Below are 15,352 nucleotides of genomic sequence, written 5' to 3'. Positions count from 1 at the left end.
AGATCTTCTATCGTCACCATATGGAGCTTCAGTTGCATTCTCCCACCCCCATGTAACTCTATTCTACCATTTACTCTTGGGATTGTGTGGACTTTGTCAACAGCTCCAGTCATGGCCCAAAGCGTTTTCAATGACAGCGCCGCAGCGGGTGCAGAGTTGGGGCTGGGTGCAGGTGGCCGGATCGCCGGGCACATGGCCTGCGGCCTCGTCGCCCTCCAGACGGGTGGCTCCGCAGCGGACGCAGGTGTACTCGGTCATGCCCTCGCCGGTGCAGGTGGCCCCGGTGATCTCCTTGCCCTCGTCCCAACTGTGGCCCAGCGGGTCGGTGTAGTCGGTGATAAACGAACTTCCACAGCCCTCGCAGATATGTAGGGTGCGCCCGCCGCCCTCGCAGGTGGCAGGGGTGGTTTTGCTCACATAGTTGTGCGCCAGCGCCGGGGTGATGTCCTCAATGTGGCGCTCCCCGCAGACGGTACACTCCCGCAGGGTGTAGCCGGGGCTGGTGCAGGTGGCGGCGACAACAGAGGTCGCAAATTCATGCTCAGTCGGGGGCAGGTCGGTTTCTTTCACATTGCCGCACCGCTCACAAATGTCAATGGTCTTGCCGGGGACTTCACAGGTGGCGTCCCGGATGACCACGCTCTGGTAGGCGTGGCCCAGCGCGGCCTCATAGTCCCGCTTTTCAATCATGCCGCAGTCCACGCACAGGTAGCGGTCATAGCCGAGGGTCAGGCAGGTGGGGTCTACGCTGTCCAGCAGCGTCCAGTTGTGATTCTCGCCGCAGCCCTTGTCGGAACAGCAGCAGCCGTCACAGTCCGGGTCTTGGCAGCCGCAGTCGGGATTGCCGCAGCCGCAGGTGCAGTTGCCGCTCTCGTCCGTTGTTTCATCCCGGAGATGGACATACGCCACGCCGTCCTCCACCATATCCGTGTTGTGATAGGTGTAGGTGATCTCATAGTAAACCGGATAATCCCCGGCCTCGGTGTAGTTGGGGGCGGAAGTCAGGGTGCAGGCGTCCGCGCTGTGGCCGTAGCGGATGGCGGTAGTCACGCCGGCCTCGCTCAAGTCGGACACGGTGACGGTGTGGGGCTGGCCGTCCACTACGCCGAAGTAATCCGCAATGACAGCCTTGGCAGCGGTGTAGGCGGTTTCGGCATAGCCGCAGTCCGTACAGGTGTCCATCTCCACAAAGCGGTCATGGGCCAGCTCCGGGCGGATGCTGCTCTCCATGTGGTGCCGCTCCAGCGTGGAATTTTCCTCTTTGAAGGTGCCGTAGCAGAACCCACAGTATTCTCCGCTCTCGGTAATAACACGGTGGTACTCGCTGTCTACCTGCTCGATGGTCTGTGTTTCCGGCAGTTCCTCAAAGAAATTGTTGGCGCAATCGTACAGCCAGTAGACGTTGCGGAGATACCCGTAATCGTCAGAGGGGGATGTACCCATGTTGGTGTTGATCCCACCGCAGGTCTGGCAGACTGCCTTGGTCCAATGATAGGCCGTGTAACTGGCGTCCTGCCCCGGCACGCCGTCCAGAATGGTGCCTTTTCCCTCGCCGTCTGCCATCGTGCCGTCCGAATACTTGACGTTGCGGGTCAGAGCAGTCTGGCCGTCCCGGGTGTACTCAGGTGTTCTGAACACCTCAAAGGATGTGGCCTTGCCGCACTCGCCGCAGTTAAATGTTTCAATCGTCACCACAGCATTTGCATCCAGCTCGTTGGTGCGGTTGTTGGCCTCCTGCCAGTGTTCCGCAGGGTCGTGGTAACTGTCCTGCTGGGCGGCAAAGGCGCTTGGCATCATGCCGAGGCATAGCACCAAGGCCAGCAGCAGGGCTGTCAGCCTGTGGGGGATATGGGCCTTGCTATGTTTCATACGCAGATTACCTCCTTGATAAAATTCATTTTGTGTTTAGACCGGGCCAGCGCACCGCGCGCTAAGGCGGTACGACCAGCCGCCGCAGAAGATGGCGGAGCATCACTTACCGCGCCCCTGTCCTTTGACCGTGAGGATGCCGTCCAGCGTGGTATGCAGATATGAAGGGGTTGCTGCTGCTTTCATATAATTACCTCGCCCACCGCTGGGGCTGGTCGAAGTCCCGCGTTGGAAGGTTTATTCTCAAAATTGAAGATGCCGGCATCATCAGCCGCGTGAGCTTCTCCAGTTCACGCGGTTCAGTTCTCTCCCCCTGCCGCTACCGAGAAATGATCTACGGTGAAGATTGTGAGGAGTTACAGCTCAAGCGCATAGGGGAAATACTTGGTATCGCTAAGGCTTCGGGCCAATTTGATGGGAATGGACAAATCCAGATGGATGTCCAGCTTGGCGTCCCAAGCGAAAAAGCCATCCTGGTCGGAGCACAAGCCTTGCAAATACAGGTGTTTCGGATACCGTGTGATTCTTTTTTTGCCCGGCCAGTGCCCTTAATCTTCTATAGCTCCTTAGACTGGGGGAAGTGTAAGCTGGCAGAAGGGTCTTATCGCGGACCACCCAAACCAAAGAAAAATACATGAGAGGAGCGGATAATATGCCGAATAAAACAAAGCGCACCCTTCGCCCGGCTCTTGCCATAGAAAAAGAGGTCAAACGGGATGAAATCTCCACAGGCCTGTACGTCGGTGTGGAAAAGCTGGAGGGGAAGATGACTGCCCGTCAGCCGGTAGATAACACCCACAACACCAAGTACCTGCTCAAGCAATACCGCCGAGTCGCCTATGCCGTTGAGATCTCCGAGTCGGAGCTGAACCTTCGGATGGAGATGGAGCATGGTAGGGGGAAAGATACAAAGCGAGGCGCCTATGAGCAAGTTTCCAATGGATAGCGGGCAACCCGTTTGGCAATTACCGATATCTGATAAAGATGGCACCGTTCACATGGCTACAAAGTGCCACTGCTTCAGAAACGGACAGTCATTATGCGGCCGGTACCAGCAAGATACCGACTACTACGAGACGGATGTCAGTGAAAATGAGGTTTTAGAGCGGCCAAGCATCGCGTGTAAAAAGTGCTATGCCGTATGGAAGAAACAATACGGCGATTCCAAGGGATCGTCTACTCGATCGTAACGTAACGGAGGCCGGAGCAGGATTACCTGTTCCGGCCTCCATTTCGTTTCGAGCCTTCACTGTCATTCCTACAAATAGGCATGATTTTAATGAAAGTCTTTCAAATAGTGAGATGGTCTGACCTCTGGTGGATTTGATTGACGGCAATAGCATTTTATACTCCTAATAGACAGAAATTCTATCTGTTAGGGGGTGGACAAGTGGACGCAGTCAGAATAGGAGCGCGCATCAAGGCGGTTCGTAAGGCTCGCGGACTGACCCAGGCGGAATTGGCTCAGGAGGTAGACATTACCCCAAAATATCTCAGTAATATCGAATGCGGGGCTAAGGTACCGAAGCTGGAGACATTCATCGAGATTGCAAATGCGCTTGAAGTAGACGCCAATACGTTGCTGGTAGATGTACTGACAGTCTCCTCCGCAATTATCAGTACAGAGATCTCCGAGCAACTTGCCGCACTATCCCCCCATGAGCGAAAGAGGATCAAGCGGATCTTCGATGTAATGATCGAGGACGCTGTTAAGTAGCCAAAGTAAGCAAGCCCCGCATCGTTTTTCAATGATGCGGGGCGTTTTCCTTTTCGGTAGAGTTCACTACAATTCCGTCTATGATGTTTCGACGTATTCTATGAAAGAATTAAAGGCTCCCTTCTGTAACTCTGTTTTCCTGAAAAAAGACCTTTGAGTGCAGAAATCTATCTTGCGGAAAGATAGTCTAACTGATAGAATGGTAAAAAAGTTCTAAATACTCCGATCAATATCTTTGAGGGAGGAGATGCTGATGGACTATTGCTGTATCTCTAAGGCGGGCAATAGAGAAATCAATGAAGACTGTATAGGTATAGTGGAAGGAAAAGATTGTATATCACCCTGCGCCGCGATGAAGATGGGATGGCAAAGCTGGATATCCCCCGTGTGCTTACAGAAGGAAAAATACCAGAGAATGCAAAGTATGAACTGGAAACCCACATGGCATACATCATCAAGAAGTATGGCCTTTGACCTCATCCCTAGTTCCCACATTTTCAGAGAAATCTGATGACCAGTTCCCCCGTTGTCTTTCTGATAGAAATACCGTATAATCAGAAGTAAGAACAGCTGTCGTTCCTTAAAGAGAGGCAAATAGGAGACAATGCTATGATCAAAGATTATGATTATGACAATATGGAGCAGGAAATTGACGAAAACATACAGTCATATACGCTCTATGAGAACAGCACCTACATGGTCGTCTCCAAAGTGGCCTACTTGATCGGCGTCCCAAAGACTATTTTTGAGAATGAGCACGAACCGCCAAAGATGGAATGGTACGAGGAACTGCACCAGGACAAGAACGCTCGCATTATCCGAAACCTCTGTATGCTCCGTACATCGATCGAACGCAATTTCCGTAAGATCAGCTTGGCAATGAAGTATGATCTGAAGAGTATCCTCAGCCTTCCGGAATACATACCGCAGGAGTGCCTCAGCCAGCTTACCCTGGACGGCATCTCTATCTATCGCTCCAATGCTCAACCCATCCAATATATTTTAGACATCAACAAGCATATCGCCAATCGGATTAACAACTGCAAAAGCCTGTTCCCCATTTGGCTAAAGTGGGAGTACTTACGGCCGATTTTTATTATGCCGGGCGGCACTACTGAAAAGGGAACAAAAGCCGCTGCCGAGGAATATTACTCCAACATCGACAAGTATCCCTATCAAGTCTATATTAACTGGTCCTTTACTTCATCGGTGGGGAACCTTCTCTACAATGATAAAAAGTTCGTCCGGTTGCTCTATGAGTACCATGAGGACTATTTCGCTGATATGAGCAAGGTAAGCGATGCCGGCCAGATCGCCAAAGATGGCATCTATGACTTCCTGGAGCGGAGCGCCCGGACTGCGGTGGTGGTGGACTGTGAAAATGCTGACCCTTACAAGCTCTACGCCACGCTGAAGAACCTGGATCAGGCCGCTCTGTTGGGAAAGATTAGCAAGATCATCCTCTATGACGACATCCACACTGCAACTGCGTGGAAGATTCTTGAGTGGTTCACGCAGATCCCCATTGAACACAATATGATTGAGCGCATTAAGGAGAACAAGTCCCTGGTAGACATCCGTCTTACCACTGGGACCTGCCGGGAATTCTTTCAAAACAATACAGATTCCTTTATCCTTGTCTCAAGCGACTCTGACTACTGGGGCCTGATCTCCGCTATGCCAGAGGCCCATTTCCTGGTCTTGGTGGAAGACGAGAAGTGCAGTTCGGCAGTCAAGAAGGCGATGATCGACGCTGGCATCACCTACTGCTATACCGATGATTTTTGCACCGGCAATAGCGACGAGATCCGCATCCAGGCTGTCCTAAATGAGGTCAAACGTGTCCTTGACTCTGAAGTGCAGTTCAACATCCGGGAGATTCTAAGCGAGGCATATCGCCTGACTCGGGCTAATCTGAGCACTGCTGAACGAGAGCAATTTTATGCCAGATATATCAAGCCCATGAGACTTGTGGTCGATGCAGAAGGAAATGCGAGTGTTCAGCTCGGCCCGCTGTGAGAAGTCAGCGCAGGAGAAGACTATTATGGTTTGGACGATAACGATCCATATGGGCCAGAGAGGGGGGCGCACACAAATCGTATCCACAGATCTCAGAGTCATTCGAGACTGCATAGATGATTTTGCCGGCCGTGATCATCCTGGCTACGACCAAGCATTCACTGCACGACACCGAAATGAACTCTGCAAGAATGGATTGACGAGTTTCGGCTTTAACGATAAGCGAATCGAAGTGAAGCTTCTTTGATCCATACTGAAGATTCATCGCGCAAAAGAGTATGAAAACAGCACGGATTTGACTTCGCAATGAAGCCATATCCGTGTTGTTTTGTGTGAGCGAATCATTTTAACCTGTAATAGCAAATGTTCTTCCCGGTACCCTCTCGTTTCAATTCTCCAGCGGCCACCAGTTTCCGTAGCCCCCCTTCGATAGAGCTAATGCTGAGTGAAGGACAGAGTTCCCGGATGTCCTGCTTCGTAAACCGACCGATCTTCTCCATGGTTGCTCGGCGAACGGTCTCCAGGGCAGGGCGCTTGGTCTCCACCAGAGCAAAGCGGTCTTCAAAGTCCTTGTAGGCGGAGAGGATTGTCCCCAGCAGGTATTTGATGAATGGCACCACATCTTCAATGCCTTCATGCCACCCGATCTGTGCTTGCCGCAGAGCTCCATAATAGAGCTCTTTGTTTTTCGCAATCTTGGCCTCCAGAGAGATGTATTTGCCCACATAAAACCCACTGCGGTAAAGTAGCAATGTGGTCAGCAAACGGCTCATTCTGCCGTTTCCGTCGTTGAAGGGGTGGATGCAGAGGAAATCGTGGATGAACACGGGAATAATGATCAGCGGCTCCACTTCCATGTTTCCGATGACACGGTTGTACTCCTCGCAGATCCTGTCCAGAGCCTCTGGGGTTTCATAGGGAGCCAAGGGGGTGAACAAAGTCTCCGCATGGCCGTCGGGATAGGTGGCACGGATGTAGTTCTGAACGTTTTTCGTCCTACCCGCCATGGGGTTGTTCATGTGACTATAAAGGATCTTGTGGAGCTGCAGGATATAATTCTGGGTGATGGGGATGGCATCGAAGTTCTCGTGAATGAGGCTCAGCACGTCCCGGTAACCTGCGATCTCCTGCTCATCCCGATTCCTTGGCGTCGTTTTCTCCTCCACCAGCTGCCGGATGCGGGTGTTTGTGGTCACGATGCCCTCAATGGCATTGGATGCCTCGGTGCTCTGCACCTTTGCGATCTCCACCAGTTTCTCCAATTCCTCCGGCCGCTGTTTCAGATACAGCTCCTGTTTCCCGGCCTCCTTATAGATTGCCGCGACCAGCCCCAGGATATCCGAGTCCCACTTCTGCTCCCGGATCAAGGAGTAATTGAATGTGCGCATACCCTTACGCCTCCTTTATTCCCTTAAATCATAGCATATAATAAGGGAAACCGCAACTCCTGAAGAGTATTATCCCTTAACAGCATACCACATTTGAGGGATAATATACGCTTGTAAGGGAAAGTGATCGTGCATCGCCATACAGCATACTCCAGCGGGATAACCAGAAACATGGGTGCGACCAGCCGTTTACAAATCCAAACTATCCTTGTTCAAGAGGAATGGAATGATGCCCATATAGGTAATGCCTTGCTCATCCACATGGGGTTTTGCGTTGCCGCTTGTAACGACGATTTTTTTGAAGAAGTCTCCGCTCTTCAACAGGGGAGTAATCTCCTGTTTCCGCTTTTGTGGGTCCTCAATGCTGAAGGCAGACTGGATAGTGTGAGTCGTCATGACAACAGCACAGTGGCTCAATACTTGGGATTTCCCTTTTTCAATCGCAGAAGATAACATGGCAGTTTCCTCTTATGCTTCGATGTAGCCCTCATAAAAAGCTTATTTGAATCCTTCGATTTGGCGACCAGAAGGCTCAAGGAGCTGTCGCTGATCCTGGGGGGTCATCATATGGCAAGAAAAACTCATTGACTCTAATTAAACCAGCAGTTCAATGACAGCGAGGTGAGTAAGCGGTATGATGAACACATCAAAGGACTGTATCCAGCGAAACTTTAGACTGGTTTTATTTTGACGAGATCAGAGGAGGTATGAATATGAAAGACGCTTTTCGCTTCCAGAATAAACTCAAAGATCTGATGGTCGAAGCCACTGAGATCCTTCAAGATCGGCGGAACATCGTCAAGGTCAAGACCACGCACCTGAGAAGCAAGGTCCTGGGTGATGCCCAAGACGCGGTGGTGGAGGAAGTCGCTCCCAGTGAGTACGCTGGCCATGCAAACGAAGTGGCTGCCTTCCTCATGTCCATCCTGGAAGAACGGGAGAAACTGTGTCGAGCCATCCATACCGCCAAGGGCGGACTGGAACTGGATATGGACAGCGAGGTGGGCCTGAATCGGCAACGCCAGGAGTTGGCTGAAGTCTTCCGTCATATGATCACGCTCCGTAACAGTGAAAAGACAATCGCCGGTGGGGGCTCAGGCTTCCGGTTTAACGGTGAGGGCAATCAGGTCTCCTACCGCTGCGATGCCACGCAGGTCACCACTATTGACTTCGATCGGAATAAGATCCGGGGAATGGCCACGGCTCTGAGCAAAAAGGCAGATGAGATCTCCATGTCCCTGGACAAGTGCCTGGTCAATACCGAGGTCGCATATGAACCGCCCTTTGACATGAACGATAGCTTTGAGGTGATCCTCAGCGACTACATTGAAAAGGCTACGGTTGCTTGACCCAAACGCCACACCTTCCGGTGTGGTGGGCGTGGCAGAGTGGATTGACAGTGATGATCGGTTCAGGCGCAGATGAATTATGAGGCTGCGCAACCCCCGCGATACAAAGGACTGCATCTGATGAATGCAAAATGAGCTCATAACTCATGATGATTGGGTCGTCAGGCGCCTCCTTCTACGTTCGCCGTAAAGCCGCCATTCTACAACACATTCGTTGTCAAACGCAGAATTCAATCTTACGCCCACCTGTTGCCAGATAAAATGGCATGATAATCTATATTTCAAGTCGCTGGCTCAACCTTGGGTAGGCAGCGGTCCAGTTTGGCCGGGGCAAGCCCGTGGAGAGCAAGCGGATAAGGGTCTAAGCGGTTTTGAAATTCTGCCACGCCCACTGTGCCGGAAATAATCCCAGTATAAAATGACCTGAGCAGCAGGCGGAAGCCTGCTGCTCAAACGGAACAATATGAGAAGTGGAGATGATGATCTCATTCATCGGGACCTGGAGCAAGGCACTCAGCGCGTAGAGGTTATCTACACTGGGCAGGCTCTGCCCCCGCTGCCATTTGTAGATGGCCTGTGGCTCCTCGAATCCGAAATACTGCTGGAGATCTCGAACGGTCAGGCCACGGTCTTTTCGAAGCCGGCAGATATTTGCTCCGGTAGCCACAGGATCGATCACAGGAAACCGAATCACGGACATATGGATCGCCTCCATTCAGTAGGATGATTTCCGCCGCAGCGGAATATTAAAATATAACCGATATACTCTGGAATAGCAAGCGATCCTCTGCATTTGTAATGAGATTGTCATAAAGGAGAGCACCATTGGGAGATACATTTTTCTACCAGCACATTGACAGGCTATCTCTGTTCTATAATTATTTCGCATTCCTGGACACGGATGCTTATCTGGCTGATCAGCTCTTCATCAAGCATCAGGTGCGGGTGCACTTCCGCGAGGAATATGTACGGGGTGACTCTCCGTACCGTGTGATCTTCTGCCATGTGCGGAAACGGGATCGTGCGCGGTTCCAGGCAGCTCTGGAAGAGTTGCCGAAAAAGATGATGTTGCTGGGCTATATAGACTATTTGGATGTGTGCCGTGCGCTTTGGGGCGAATGTCAACAACAGAGAAAAGAGGAGGCGAATTCCCGTGAAGCAGTTGATACCATTGGACAAGCGCAGTAAGAAAGCCAAACGGGAATATCACGCAAAACAGCGAGGGTCTTGGAACGGAGTCAATCCTGTCACCCGGATCGTTCAGAGTAGAAAGGCCTATGACAGAGCAAGAGTTAAACAATCGGATCGCCGAGATCCTGGAATCGACTAAAGCGGAGAATGGCTGCGGGCGTCGTACCGGTCGCCAATACCGACGTTCACAAAGTATCAGGCATTCAGATCACCTTCTGTTTCTCATTCAGCACAGCGGTTACGCGCCGAATATGGGTTATATAATAGGGGACTATGAGAGAATAACGACCTTGCTCCACTCGGGACTGCACATTCAGTATATGAAGTCCAGCAACCGGCAGCAGTATCTGAAGCGGAAAGGGAATCGAAAAGTCCGGAAATATCGCTGTCTACCAAAGAAAGGAAACCACTATCGTAAGGTATTTGACTACTGGTGGGAGCTCTATTGAACTACAAAGAGGCGCCGGCTCAGTAATTAAATATCGAGCAGGCGCCGTTTTTGCATTGTGGAATTCAGCACTTAATCGATGTGACTATCCCGCCGTTCCAACAACACTTGTATCCTTAGTTCTTCATCTTGACTTGGTAACTGGTCTTGGTGACTTCTCGATGCGTTGCAGATACTTTTCCAAGTGAGCCATAGAAAACTGTACTTTCCCGCCCGGGCAGCGTTGATAGTATCCTATCAATCTTCTGGCGCGCAGTTCATCCAGCTTTCGAACTGTAATGCCGAGCATAGCGGCAGCCTCACTTCGGGAGTATAATTCCATGGTGTTCACATCCTTCTTTGGAGAAAATTGCCCCTCATTATAACAGTAGAAAACAGAGGGTAAAGTTCACCCCCCATAGCACAACAAAGTCTCAAATTCGCGGTTTGTACTGGACTATAAATTACCTGACTGGCACAAGAACAACGGGCCGAGAGTGAAATGTTCCAGAGCCAATCTCCTTTACATTTGCTGTATCTTGTCTTCGAGCAATGGTAGAGAGCCATATAGTTCTTGTGCTTACCCTGCCTCTGGAATATCGAAAGTAGAGTCCCATCCCTTGGCTGCGCTCCTTCAACCGGCTATGGGAGGTCTACAACCGGCAAGTGGGGGACATCATCGAAATGGAAAGGCAAGGAAAAAGTTGCTCGTAGTCCTTCTCGCAGAATCGCTCCCAATCGGGCGGGTGGAGAAAGACCCCGTTAAGCTGCAAGTGGTCTATGACCTGGGGGCAGATGCTGGCAGGGCCTCCCTCGATCTTTTGAAATATGAGCTGCTGAAAGCAGAACAAGTTTTTCATTGAGAAAACGCACTTCCAACAGGCGGACAGCCTGCACGGAAGTGCATTTGCTTTTTCACACATAACGGCCAATGCTTCGGTTCAAACACACGAGATTTTATCACTTGACCTTGTGGAAAAGATATCACAACACAACATGAAACGGTTTGATAATCAATTCTATCTCTCAAAAACCGGAATTCCACATTTCAATTTTTTCATAACATTTTGAAGCCTTTTCGTAACTGGAGCAGAAGTGCTCAAATTGCCTCGAAAAGTTCTGAAAATCGAAAATCTCCGTAACCTCATTTGTAACCTCAAACGGGTCCGTAACCTCAAAGTGGCCCCAAATATTGTGTCTAAAATTCATCTAAACCACTATATATAGTAACAGAGTTCAAGGCACAAATAGACATACCGGAATCCATACTATCAACTTTTAGAAAAGAAAAACCCCGGAAAACCGAAGCTTTCCGGGGAAAAAGCAACTTTTTAACGCTTGGAGAACTGGGGTGCACGTCTTGCCGCTTTCAGACCGTACTTCAATCGTCTGAGCGATGATTTTCCTTGATATTCCGGGCTTTTTTGAGCCTCGGCCCCTCGGTTGTCCTATTCCTTAACCAAAAAACAGGCCACTTTTACGAGGGGACAGCTTGATGAAATGCAGAATTTACTACATCGAATAGCTGTTCTGGTTTATTATACTTTACTCTTGCATAGATGTCCATAGTTGTCTTGCTGTTCTCATGTCCGGCAAGGTACTGGACCGTCTTGGGGTCAACACCTGCATACAGAAGATTGGTGATGTAGGTATGCCGCAGCAGGTGCGGTGTCACATCGAAGTCCAGGCTATACACAATGTTGGGATTGTTTTTCTGATGTCCTCCCAGACTCGGCTGAACAGTGTACTTGATGCTCTGTCCGTTCACATACTTATAATAGGTACGCTCCTTGGTAGACCGAACAACGATGTACTGCCAGACACGTTTGAACTGCGAATATGACAAGGGCTGTCCCTCACTATCGGCAATCACATATTCCGATTTGGAGGCAGCCTTGGCTTCCCGCAGACAATTCACAAGGCATTTGGGAATGGGAATATCCCTTCTTGCTGCTTTCGTCTTAAGCGTTGTAGAGATAACCGGTCTGTTATGCTCTGATCGCCATGCGCGCCGCACAGAGATATATGGAGTGGGTGCATCGAGGAACACACAATCCCATTGCAAGGCGAGAGCTTCTTCTCGGCGCAGACCGGCATATAAGCCGATCATGGTAAACAGATACGGCGGAAGTCCTTTGACGGTTTCCAGCAGCACTTCCACCTGCTGGTCTGTCAGCGAATCTTTCTTTTGGGTCGGTTTCCCTCCTTTTGCCGAAATCCCCTCACACGGATTGTATTCCAGCAACTGGCTCCGCTCTGCCGAGTAAAAAATGCACTTGAGGAGCATATTCACCGTATTGTGCAGGCTCTCGGACTTATTGGACAATGGGATCAGCGCCAGACGAATATCATCCGCTGTTACTTCCTCCATATACATATCTCCCAAAGGCTTGATAATGTAGTTCTTCATATTGGAGGCGTAGCCCTTCAGTGTAGCCGGCGACACTTTTGCGGATTGCATCAACAGCCACTTCTCACAATACTCGGCCACAGTAGGATGCTCCCGGTGGAAGATGATCTCCGCTACCTGGCGTCTCGCCTCCTGCTCTTTATCGTACAGTTCCTCGCAGGTAGTCCCATACAAGCTCACCTGCTTGCCGTCTGCGTCCAGAATCCGGGTTCTGTAATACAGGACACCCTTTCGTGTGACGGTTCCATATTGAGGTATGTTTTTTTTCTTCTTTGCCATAATTAATTTCCTTTCTCGCGTGGTGATGTATCTACACCTCCTTTTTATCAGAGATTTCAAATTGAATCAAAGATACGGCCAAGGAAAAACTAAGAGCGAGACATCCTTGTCTCGCTCTTACTTCATTTTCTGAATTGTTCGGAACTTACACAGCGTCCCATAAGTCAAAGGCACAGCCCATTGCTTTGACAAGATCATCCGGCCTGTTGTATTTGACCTTTGCGTAAATGTCCATCGTGATTTTGCTGCTTTCATGGCCCGCCAAATATTGTACCGTTTTGGGGTCCACCGAAGAATGAATCAGATTGGTGATGTAGGTGTGCCGCAGCTGATGCGGTGTCACTTCAAAATCCAGGCTATATACCACATGGCCGTTATTCCTGGCTTTTTCTCCAAGTTTCGGGTAAAGCATATATTTTACATACTTTCCGTCCACAAGTTTTCTGGCCATTCTCGGCTTTGCAGTCCGCGTCACAATATACTGCCACAGCCGCTTAAACTGTGTATAGGATAGCGGATCACCGTCCCGATTGGCAATCACATAATCCGAAGTGGATTTTTTCTTTGCATCTTTCAGACATTCAACCAGACAGACCGGGAGAGGAATGTTTCTTTGTGCCGCTTTGGTCTTTAGCTCGGTAAGAATGACCGGCCTGTTATGTTCTGTGTGCCATGCCCGCCGTACCGTTAAGTACGGAGCCTCTGCATCCAGATACACAGAATCCCATTGCAGCGCCAGGATTTCTTCCCGGCGCAGACCGGCATATAAACCGATCATCACAAATACATAGGGCGGCAAATCCCGGATCGTGTCCAAAAGCCGCTCAACCTGTTCATCCGTCAATGCCTGTCTTTCTTCCTGGGGAACTCCTCCCTTTGCATCCAGGTATATGGTCGGGTCCTCGTCAATCACATGGCTCTCCTTGGCCGCCCGGAAAATGGACTTGCAGAGAATCACCACAGACTTATAAACCGAAGCCGACTTCTTGGAAACAGGTACGAGGGCAAGTTGGATGTCATCCAGGGATACATCAGCCATTCTCTTGTCTCCCAGCCCTCCAATAATGTGCCGCCGCACCTTAGAGGTATAATCTGTCAAGGTGGTGGCCCGAACATGGACGGACTGCATCAGCAGCCACTTCTCACAGTACTCAGCAACCGTAGGCGATCTTCGACGAAACGTAGTACTGTCAATCTGCTCTAACGCCTCCAGTTCCTTGTCATAAAGCTTTTCGGGCGTCTTTGCATAAAGCGCCACTCTGTTTCCATCCGAATCTTCGACTCTGGTTCTATAATATTCAATGCCGTTAAGCACGACCGTACCATATTGAGGAATTGCCCTTTTTCTTTTTGCCAATTCCGTCACCTCCTAAGAATAATGTCCAGCGCTGTACCTTTGTTTTATCAGACATATTAGGTTCCAGCAAGGATACGGAACAGCTCAAGCTCGGACACTTCGCAGCTTGCGGTATGTAGCGCTTTTTTCCACTGGCTTTGCACGATGGGTGCATTTTGCGATATACTCCTGAAGGCCAGCATCTGTAAAGTACACGCAACCATTTTGCACATACTGAACATAGGAAATTAGCCCACTGTTTCGAGCTGCATCCAAAGTGGCAATGCTAATCCCCAGTAATTTGGCAGCCTCTTTCCGCGAAATCAATTTTTCCATAGGTGGTCCCCCTTTCTGTCAAAGATGTGGTTGTTGCTTTCAAAATCACATGAATGCGCTGGCAACCGAAGCTGCCAGCGCATGGTATCTGACTTTGAAAAATTTACTCGCCACATTTGCCACGCACCCCTGGCGATGGGGACATTCCGGTCTCCGCTGGCGCGGCTGTCATAACTCCACAGCGTCGTTTTACTCGTGCGCCGCAGAGTTCCCCCCAAGTCTTTAGGAGGCCGTGAGGAAGTATCTTTAACCCCTATGCAGTCATCGCGCCCTGAAATGCCACTTTCGGGTATCAGGCTGACGTGGATCGCTCGGAACAGTCCTATTCATCACCTCCTGGGGCTGTCCATCTTCGCGGCGTGCCTGATTCGCTCGTACATAGGTTATGTACCGGAAATGCCGTCTATGAAATTGTCAAGCTCCACATTGGGAGAATGTTCTTCCCTCAATGGGTAGGCACTGATACGCTTCATTTGTTAAGTGTTATTCAAAAATTTTTTTATTTTTTTAAATCTTTGTGCAACAGCACTTCTGGAACAATGCCAAAGACGTGCTACATCAATTTGACGATAACCATCCACAAAAAGTAATGTCAATAGCTCCAAATCTTTCTTCGACAGCTTCTTCAATCTCAACAGTAGTTGTTCGTTTTCCACCGAAGCCAACCATCCATATCGCGTTTGATCAATCTTATCAACATCCCATTGATAAGATAACGATGCAAACTTTCGGAACAGCTGTGATTGACCACATACTTCATCATATTGTTCACAAGGTATTGGTTGCGTATGGTTTTGAAAAACCCTTTGACTGCAAAACCATGCCCAGTCATATTCTTTCATGGCAGCAATCTGTTCTTCGCTCATCCCTGCATCACAATACTCAACTTCTAAACGCTTCCATCTACTATCAAACTTCTTTTTTGAATACGCCGCCTGAAACGGTGCCTTTAGACCGCACGAATGGTGCACCCAGACCGCTGAAATGGTGCATGGTCACCGCAGCCATGGTGCATTGACAGGATGGCCACT

At 49.9% G+C, this 15,352-nt stretch carries 16 protein-coding genes; 7 read left to right on the top strand and 9 right to left on the bottom strand.

Annotated elements, in window-relative coordinates; translation table 11 throughout:
• Positions 1 to 96: 96 nt before the first annotated feature.
• Complete coding sequence (locus H6B51_RS13670; RefSeq protein ID WP_243421315.1) at positions 97 to 1,869, bottom strand: hypothetical protein; 1,773 nt, start codon at positions 1,867 to 1,869, stop codon at positions 97 to 99.
• A gap of 161 nt (positions 1,870 to 2,030) precedes the next feature.
• Here H6B51_RS13670 and H6B51_RS13665 point away from each other — a divergent pair, with 161 nt between their 5' ends.
• The 5 genes from H6B51_RS13665 to H6B51_RS13645 all read left to right on the top strand — a co-directional run bounded on the left by H6B51_RS13665 (position 2,031) and on the right by H6B51_RS13645 (position 5,605).
• Positions 2,031 to 2,507 (top strand): hypothetical protein, encoded by a 477-nt coding sequence (locus tag H6B51_RS13665; RefSeq protein ID WP_204884207.1) that lies wholly within the window; start codon positions 2,031 to 2,033, stop codon positions 2,505 to 2,507.
• A gap of 14 nt (positions 2,508 to 2,521) precedes the next feature.
• Positions 2,522 to 2,815, top strand: coding sequence for a hypothetical protein (locus tag H6B51_RS13660; protein WP_204884206.1), 294 nt, complete (start codon positions 2,522 to 2,524; stop codon positions 2,813 to 2,815).
• A 444-nt stretch (positions 2,816 to 3,259) separates the two neighbouring features.
• A complete protein-coding gene (locus H6B51_RS13655) occupies positions 3,260 to 3,586 on the top strand; it encodes a helix-turn-helix domain-containing protein (protein WP_204884205.1) in 327 nt (108 codons plus the stop codon).
• A gap of 330 nt (positions 3,587 to 3,916) precedes the next feature.
• Complete coding sequence (locus H6B51_RS13650) at positions 3,917 to 4,060, top strand: hypothetical protein (protein ID WP_204884204.1); 144 nt, start codon at positions 3,917 to 3,919, stop codon at positions 4,058 to 4,060.
• A 135-nt stretch (positions 4,061 to 4,195) separates the two neighbouring features.
• Positions 4,196 to 5,605, top strand: coding sequence for an NYN domain-containing protein (locus H6B51_RS13645; protein ID WP_335342167.1), 1,410 nt, complete (start codon positions 4,196 to 4,198; stop codon positions 5,603 to 5,605).
• A gap of 341 nt (positions 5,606 to 5,946) precedes the next feature.
• Here H6B51_RS13645 and H6B51_RS13640 read toward each other — a convergent pair whose 3' ends face one another.
• Together H6B51_RS13640 and H6B51_RS13635 are read right to left on the bottom strand one after the other, a co-directional pair.
• The gene (locus H6B51_RS13640) at positions 5,947 to 6,993 is read right to left on the bottom strand and encodes a Fic family protein (protein ID WP_204884203.1); all 1,047 of its coding nucleotides are present in this window, start codon (positions 6,991 to 6,993) and stop codon (positions 5,947 to 5,949) included.
• Positions 6,994 to 7,182: 189 nt separating this feature from the next.
• Positions 7,183 to 7,449 (bottom strand): hypothetical protein, encoded by a 267-nt coding sequence (locus H6B51_RS13635; protein ID WP_204884202.1) that lies wholly within the window; start codon positions 7,447 to 7,449, stop codon positions 7,183 to 7,185.
• Positions 7,450 to 7,706: 257 nt separating this feature from the next.
• On the opposite strand from H6B51_RS13635, the gene H6B51_RS13630 reads away from it, so the two are divergent.
• Positions 7,707 to 8,342, top strand: a complete 636-nt coding sequence (locus H6B51_RS13630; RefSeq protein WP_243421314.1) for a hypothetical protein — start codon at positions 7,707 to 7,709, stop codon at positions 8,340 to 8,342.
• A gap of 361 nt (positions 8,343 to 8,703) precedes the next feature.
• Here H6B51_RS13630 and H6B51_RS13625 read toward each other — a convergent pair whose 3' ends face one another.
• Positions 8,704 to 9,042, bottom strand: coding sequence for a helix-turn-helix domain-containing protein (locus tag H6B51_RS13625; protein ID WP_335342166.1), 339 nt, complete (start codon positions 9,040 to 9,042; stop codon positions 8,704 to 8,706).
• Between the two features lie 125 nt (positions 9,043 to 9,167).
• Between H6B51_RS13625 and H6B51_RS13620 the strand changes: the two genes are divergently transcribed.
• Positions 9,168 to 9,530, top strand: a complete 363-nt coding sequence (locus tag H6B51_RS13620; RefSeq protein WP_204884200.1) for a hypothetical protein — start codon at positions 9,168 to 9,170, stop codon at positions 9,528 to 9,530.
• Between the two features lie 575 nt (positions 9,531 to 10,105).
• On the opposite strand, the gene H6B51_RS18490 is transcribed toward H6B51_RS13620, so the two are convergent.
• The 5 genes from H6B51_RS18490 to H6B51_RS13595 form a co-directional block, all read right to left on the bottom strand.
• Complete coding sequence (locus H6B51_RS18490) at positions 10,106 to 10,303, bottom strand: helix-turn-helix domain-containing protein (RefSeq protein WP_119310538.1); 198 nt, start codon at positions 10,301 to 10,303, stop codon at positions 10,106 to 10,108.
• A gap of 1,134 nt (positions 10,304 to 11,437) precedes the next feature.
• Entirely contained in the window at positions 11,438 to 12,649 is a 1,212-nt protein-coding gene (locus H6B51_RS13610; protein WP_002576318.1) for a tyrosine-type recombinase/integrase, read from the bottom strand.
• A gap of 145 nt (positions 12,650 to 12,794) precedes the next feature.
• Entirely contained in the window at positions 12,795 to 14,006 is a 1,212-nt protein-coding gene (locus tag H6B51_RS13605) for a tyrosine-type recombinase/integrase (RefSeq protein ID WP_002576319.1), read from the bottom strand.
• An 84-nt stretch (positions 14,007 to 14,090) separates the two neighbouring features.
• The gene (locus H6B51_RS13600; RefSeq protein ID WP_002576320.1) at positions 14,091 to 14,321 is read right to left on the bottom strand and encodes a hypothetical protein; all 231 of its coding nucleotides are present in this window, start codon (positions 14,319 to 14,321) and stop codon (positions 14,091 to 14,093) included.
• 476 nt (positions 14,322 to 14,797) lie between these two features.
• Positions 14,798 to 15,187, bottom strand: a complete 390-nt coding sequence (locus H6B51_RS13595; protein ID WP_242963805.1) for an RNA polymerase subunit sigma-70 — start codon at positions 15,185 to 15,187, stop codon at positions 14,798 to 14,800.
• Between the last annotated feature and the right edge of the window lie 165 nt (positions 15,188 to 15,352).

This window comes from Pseudoflavonifractor phocaeensis, from assembly GCF_016901955.1.
GTDB classification, from domain to species: domain Bacteria; phylum Bacillota; class Clostridia; order Oscillospirales; family Oscillospiraceae; genus Flavonifractor; species Flavonifractor phocaeensis_A.
The sequence above is the reverse complement of the archived record's forward strand: the minus strand, read 5'-3'. Positions and strand labels throughout refer to the sequence as shown.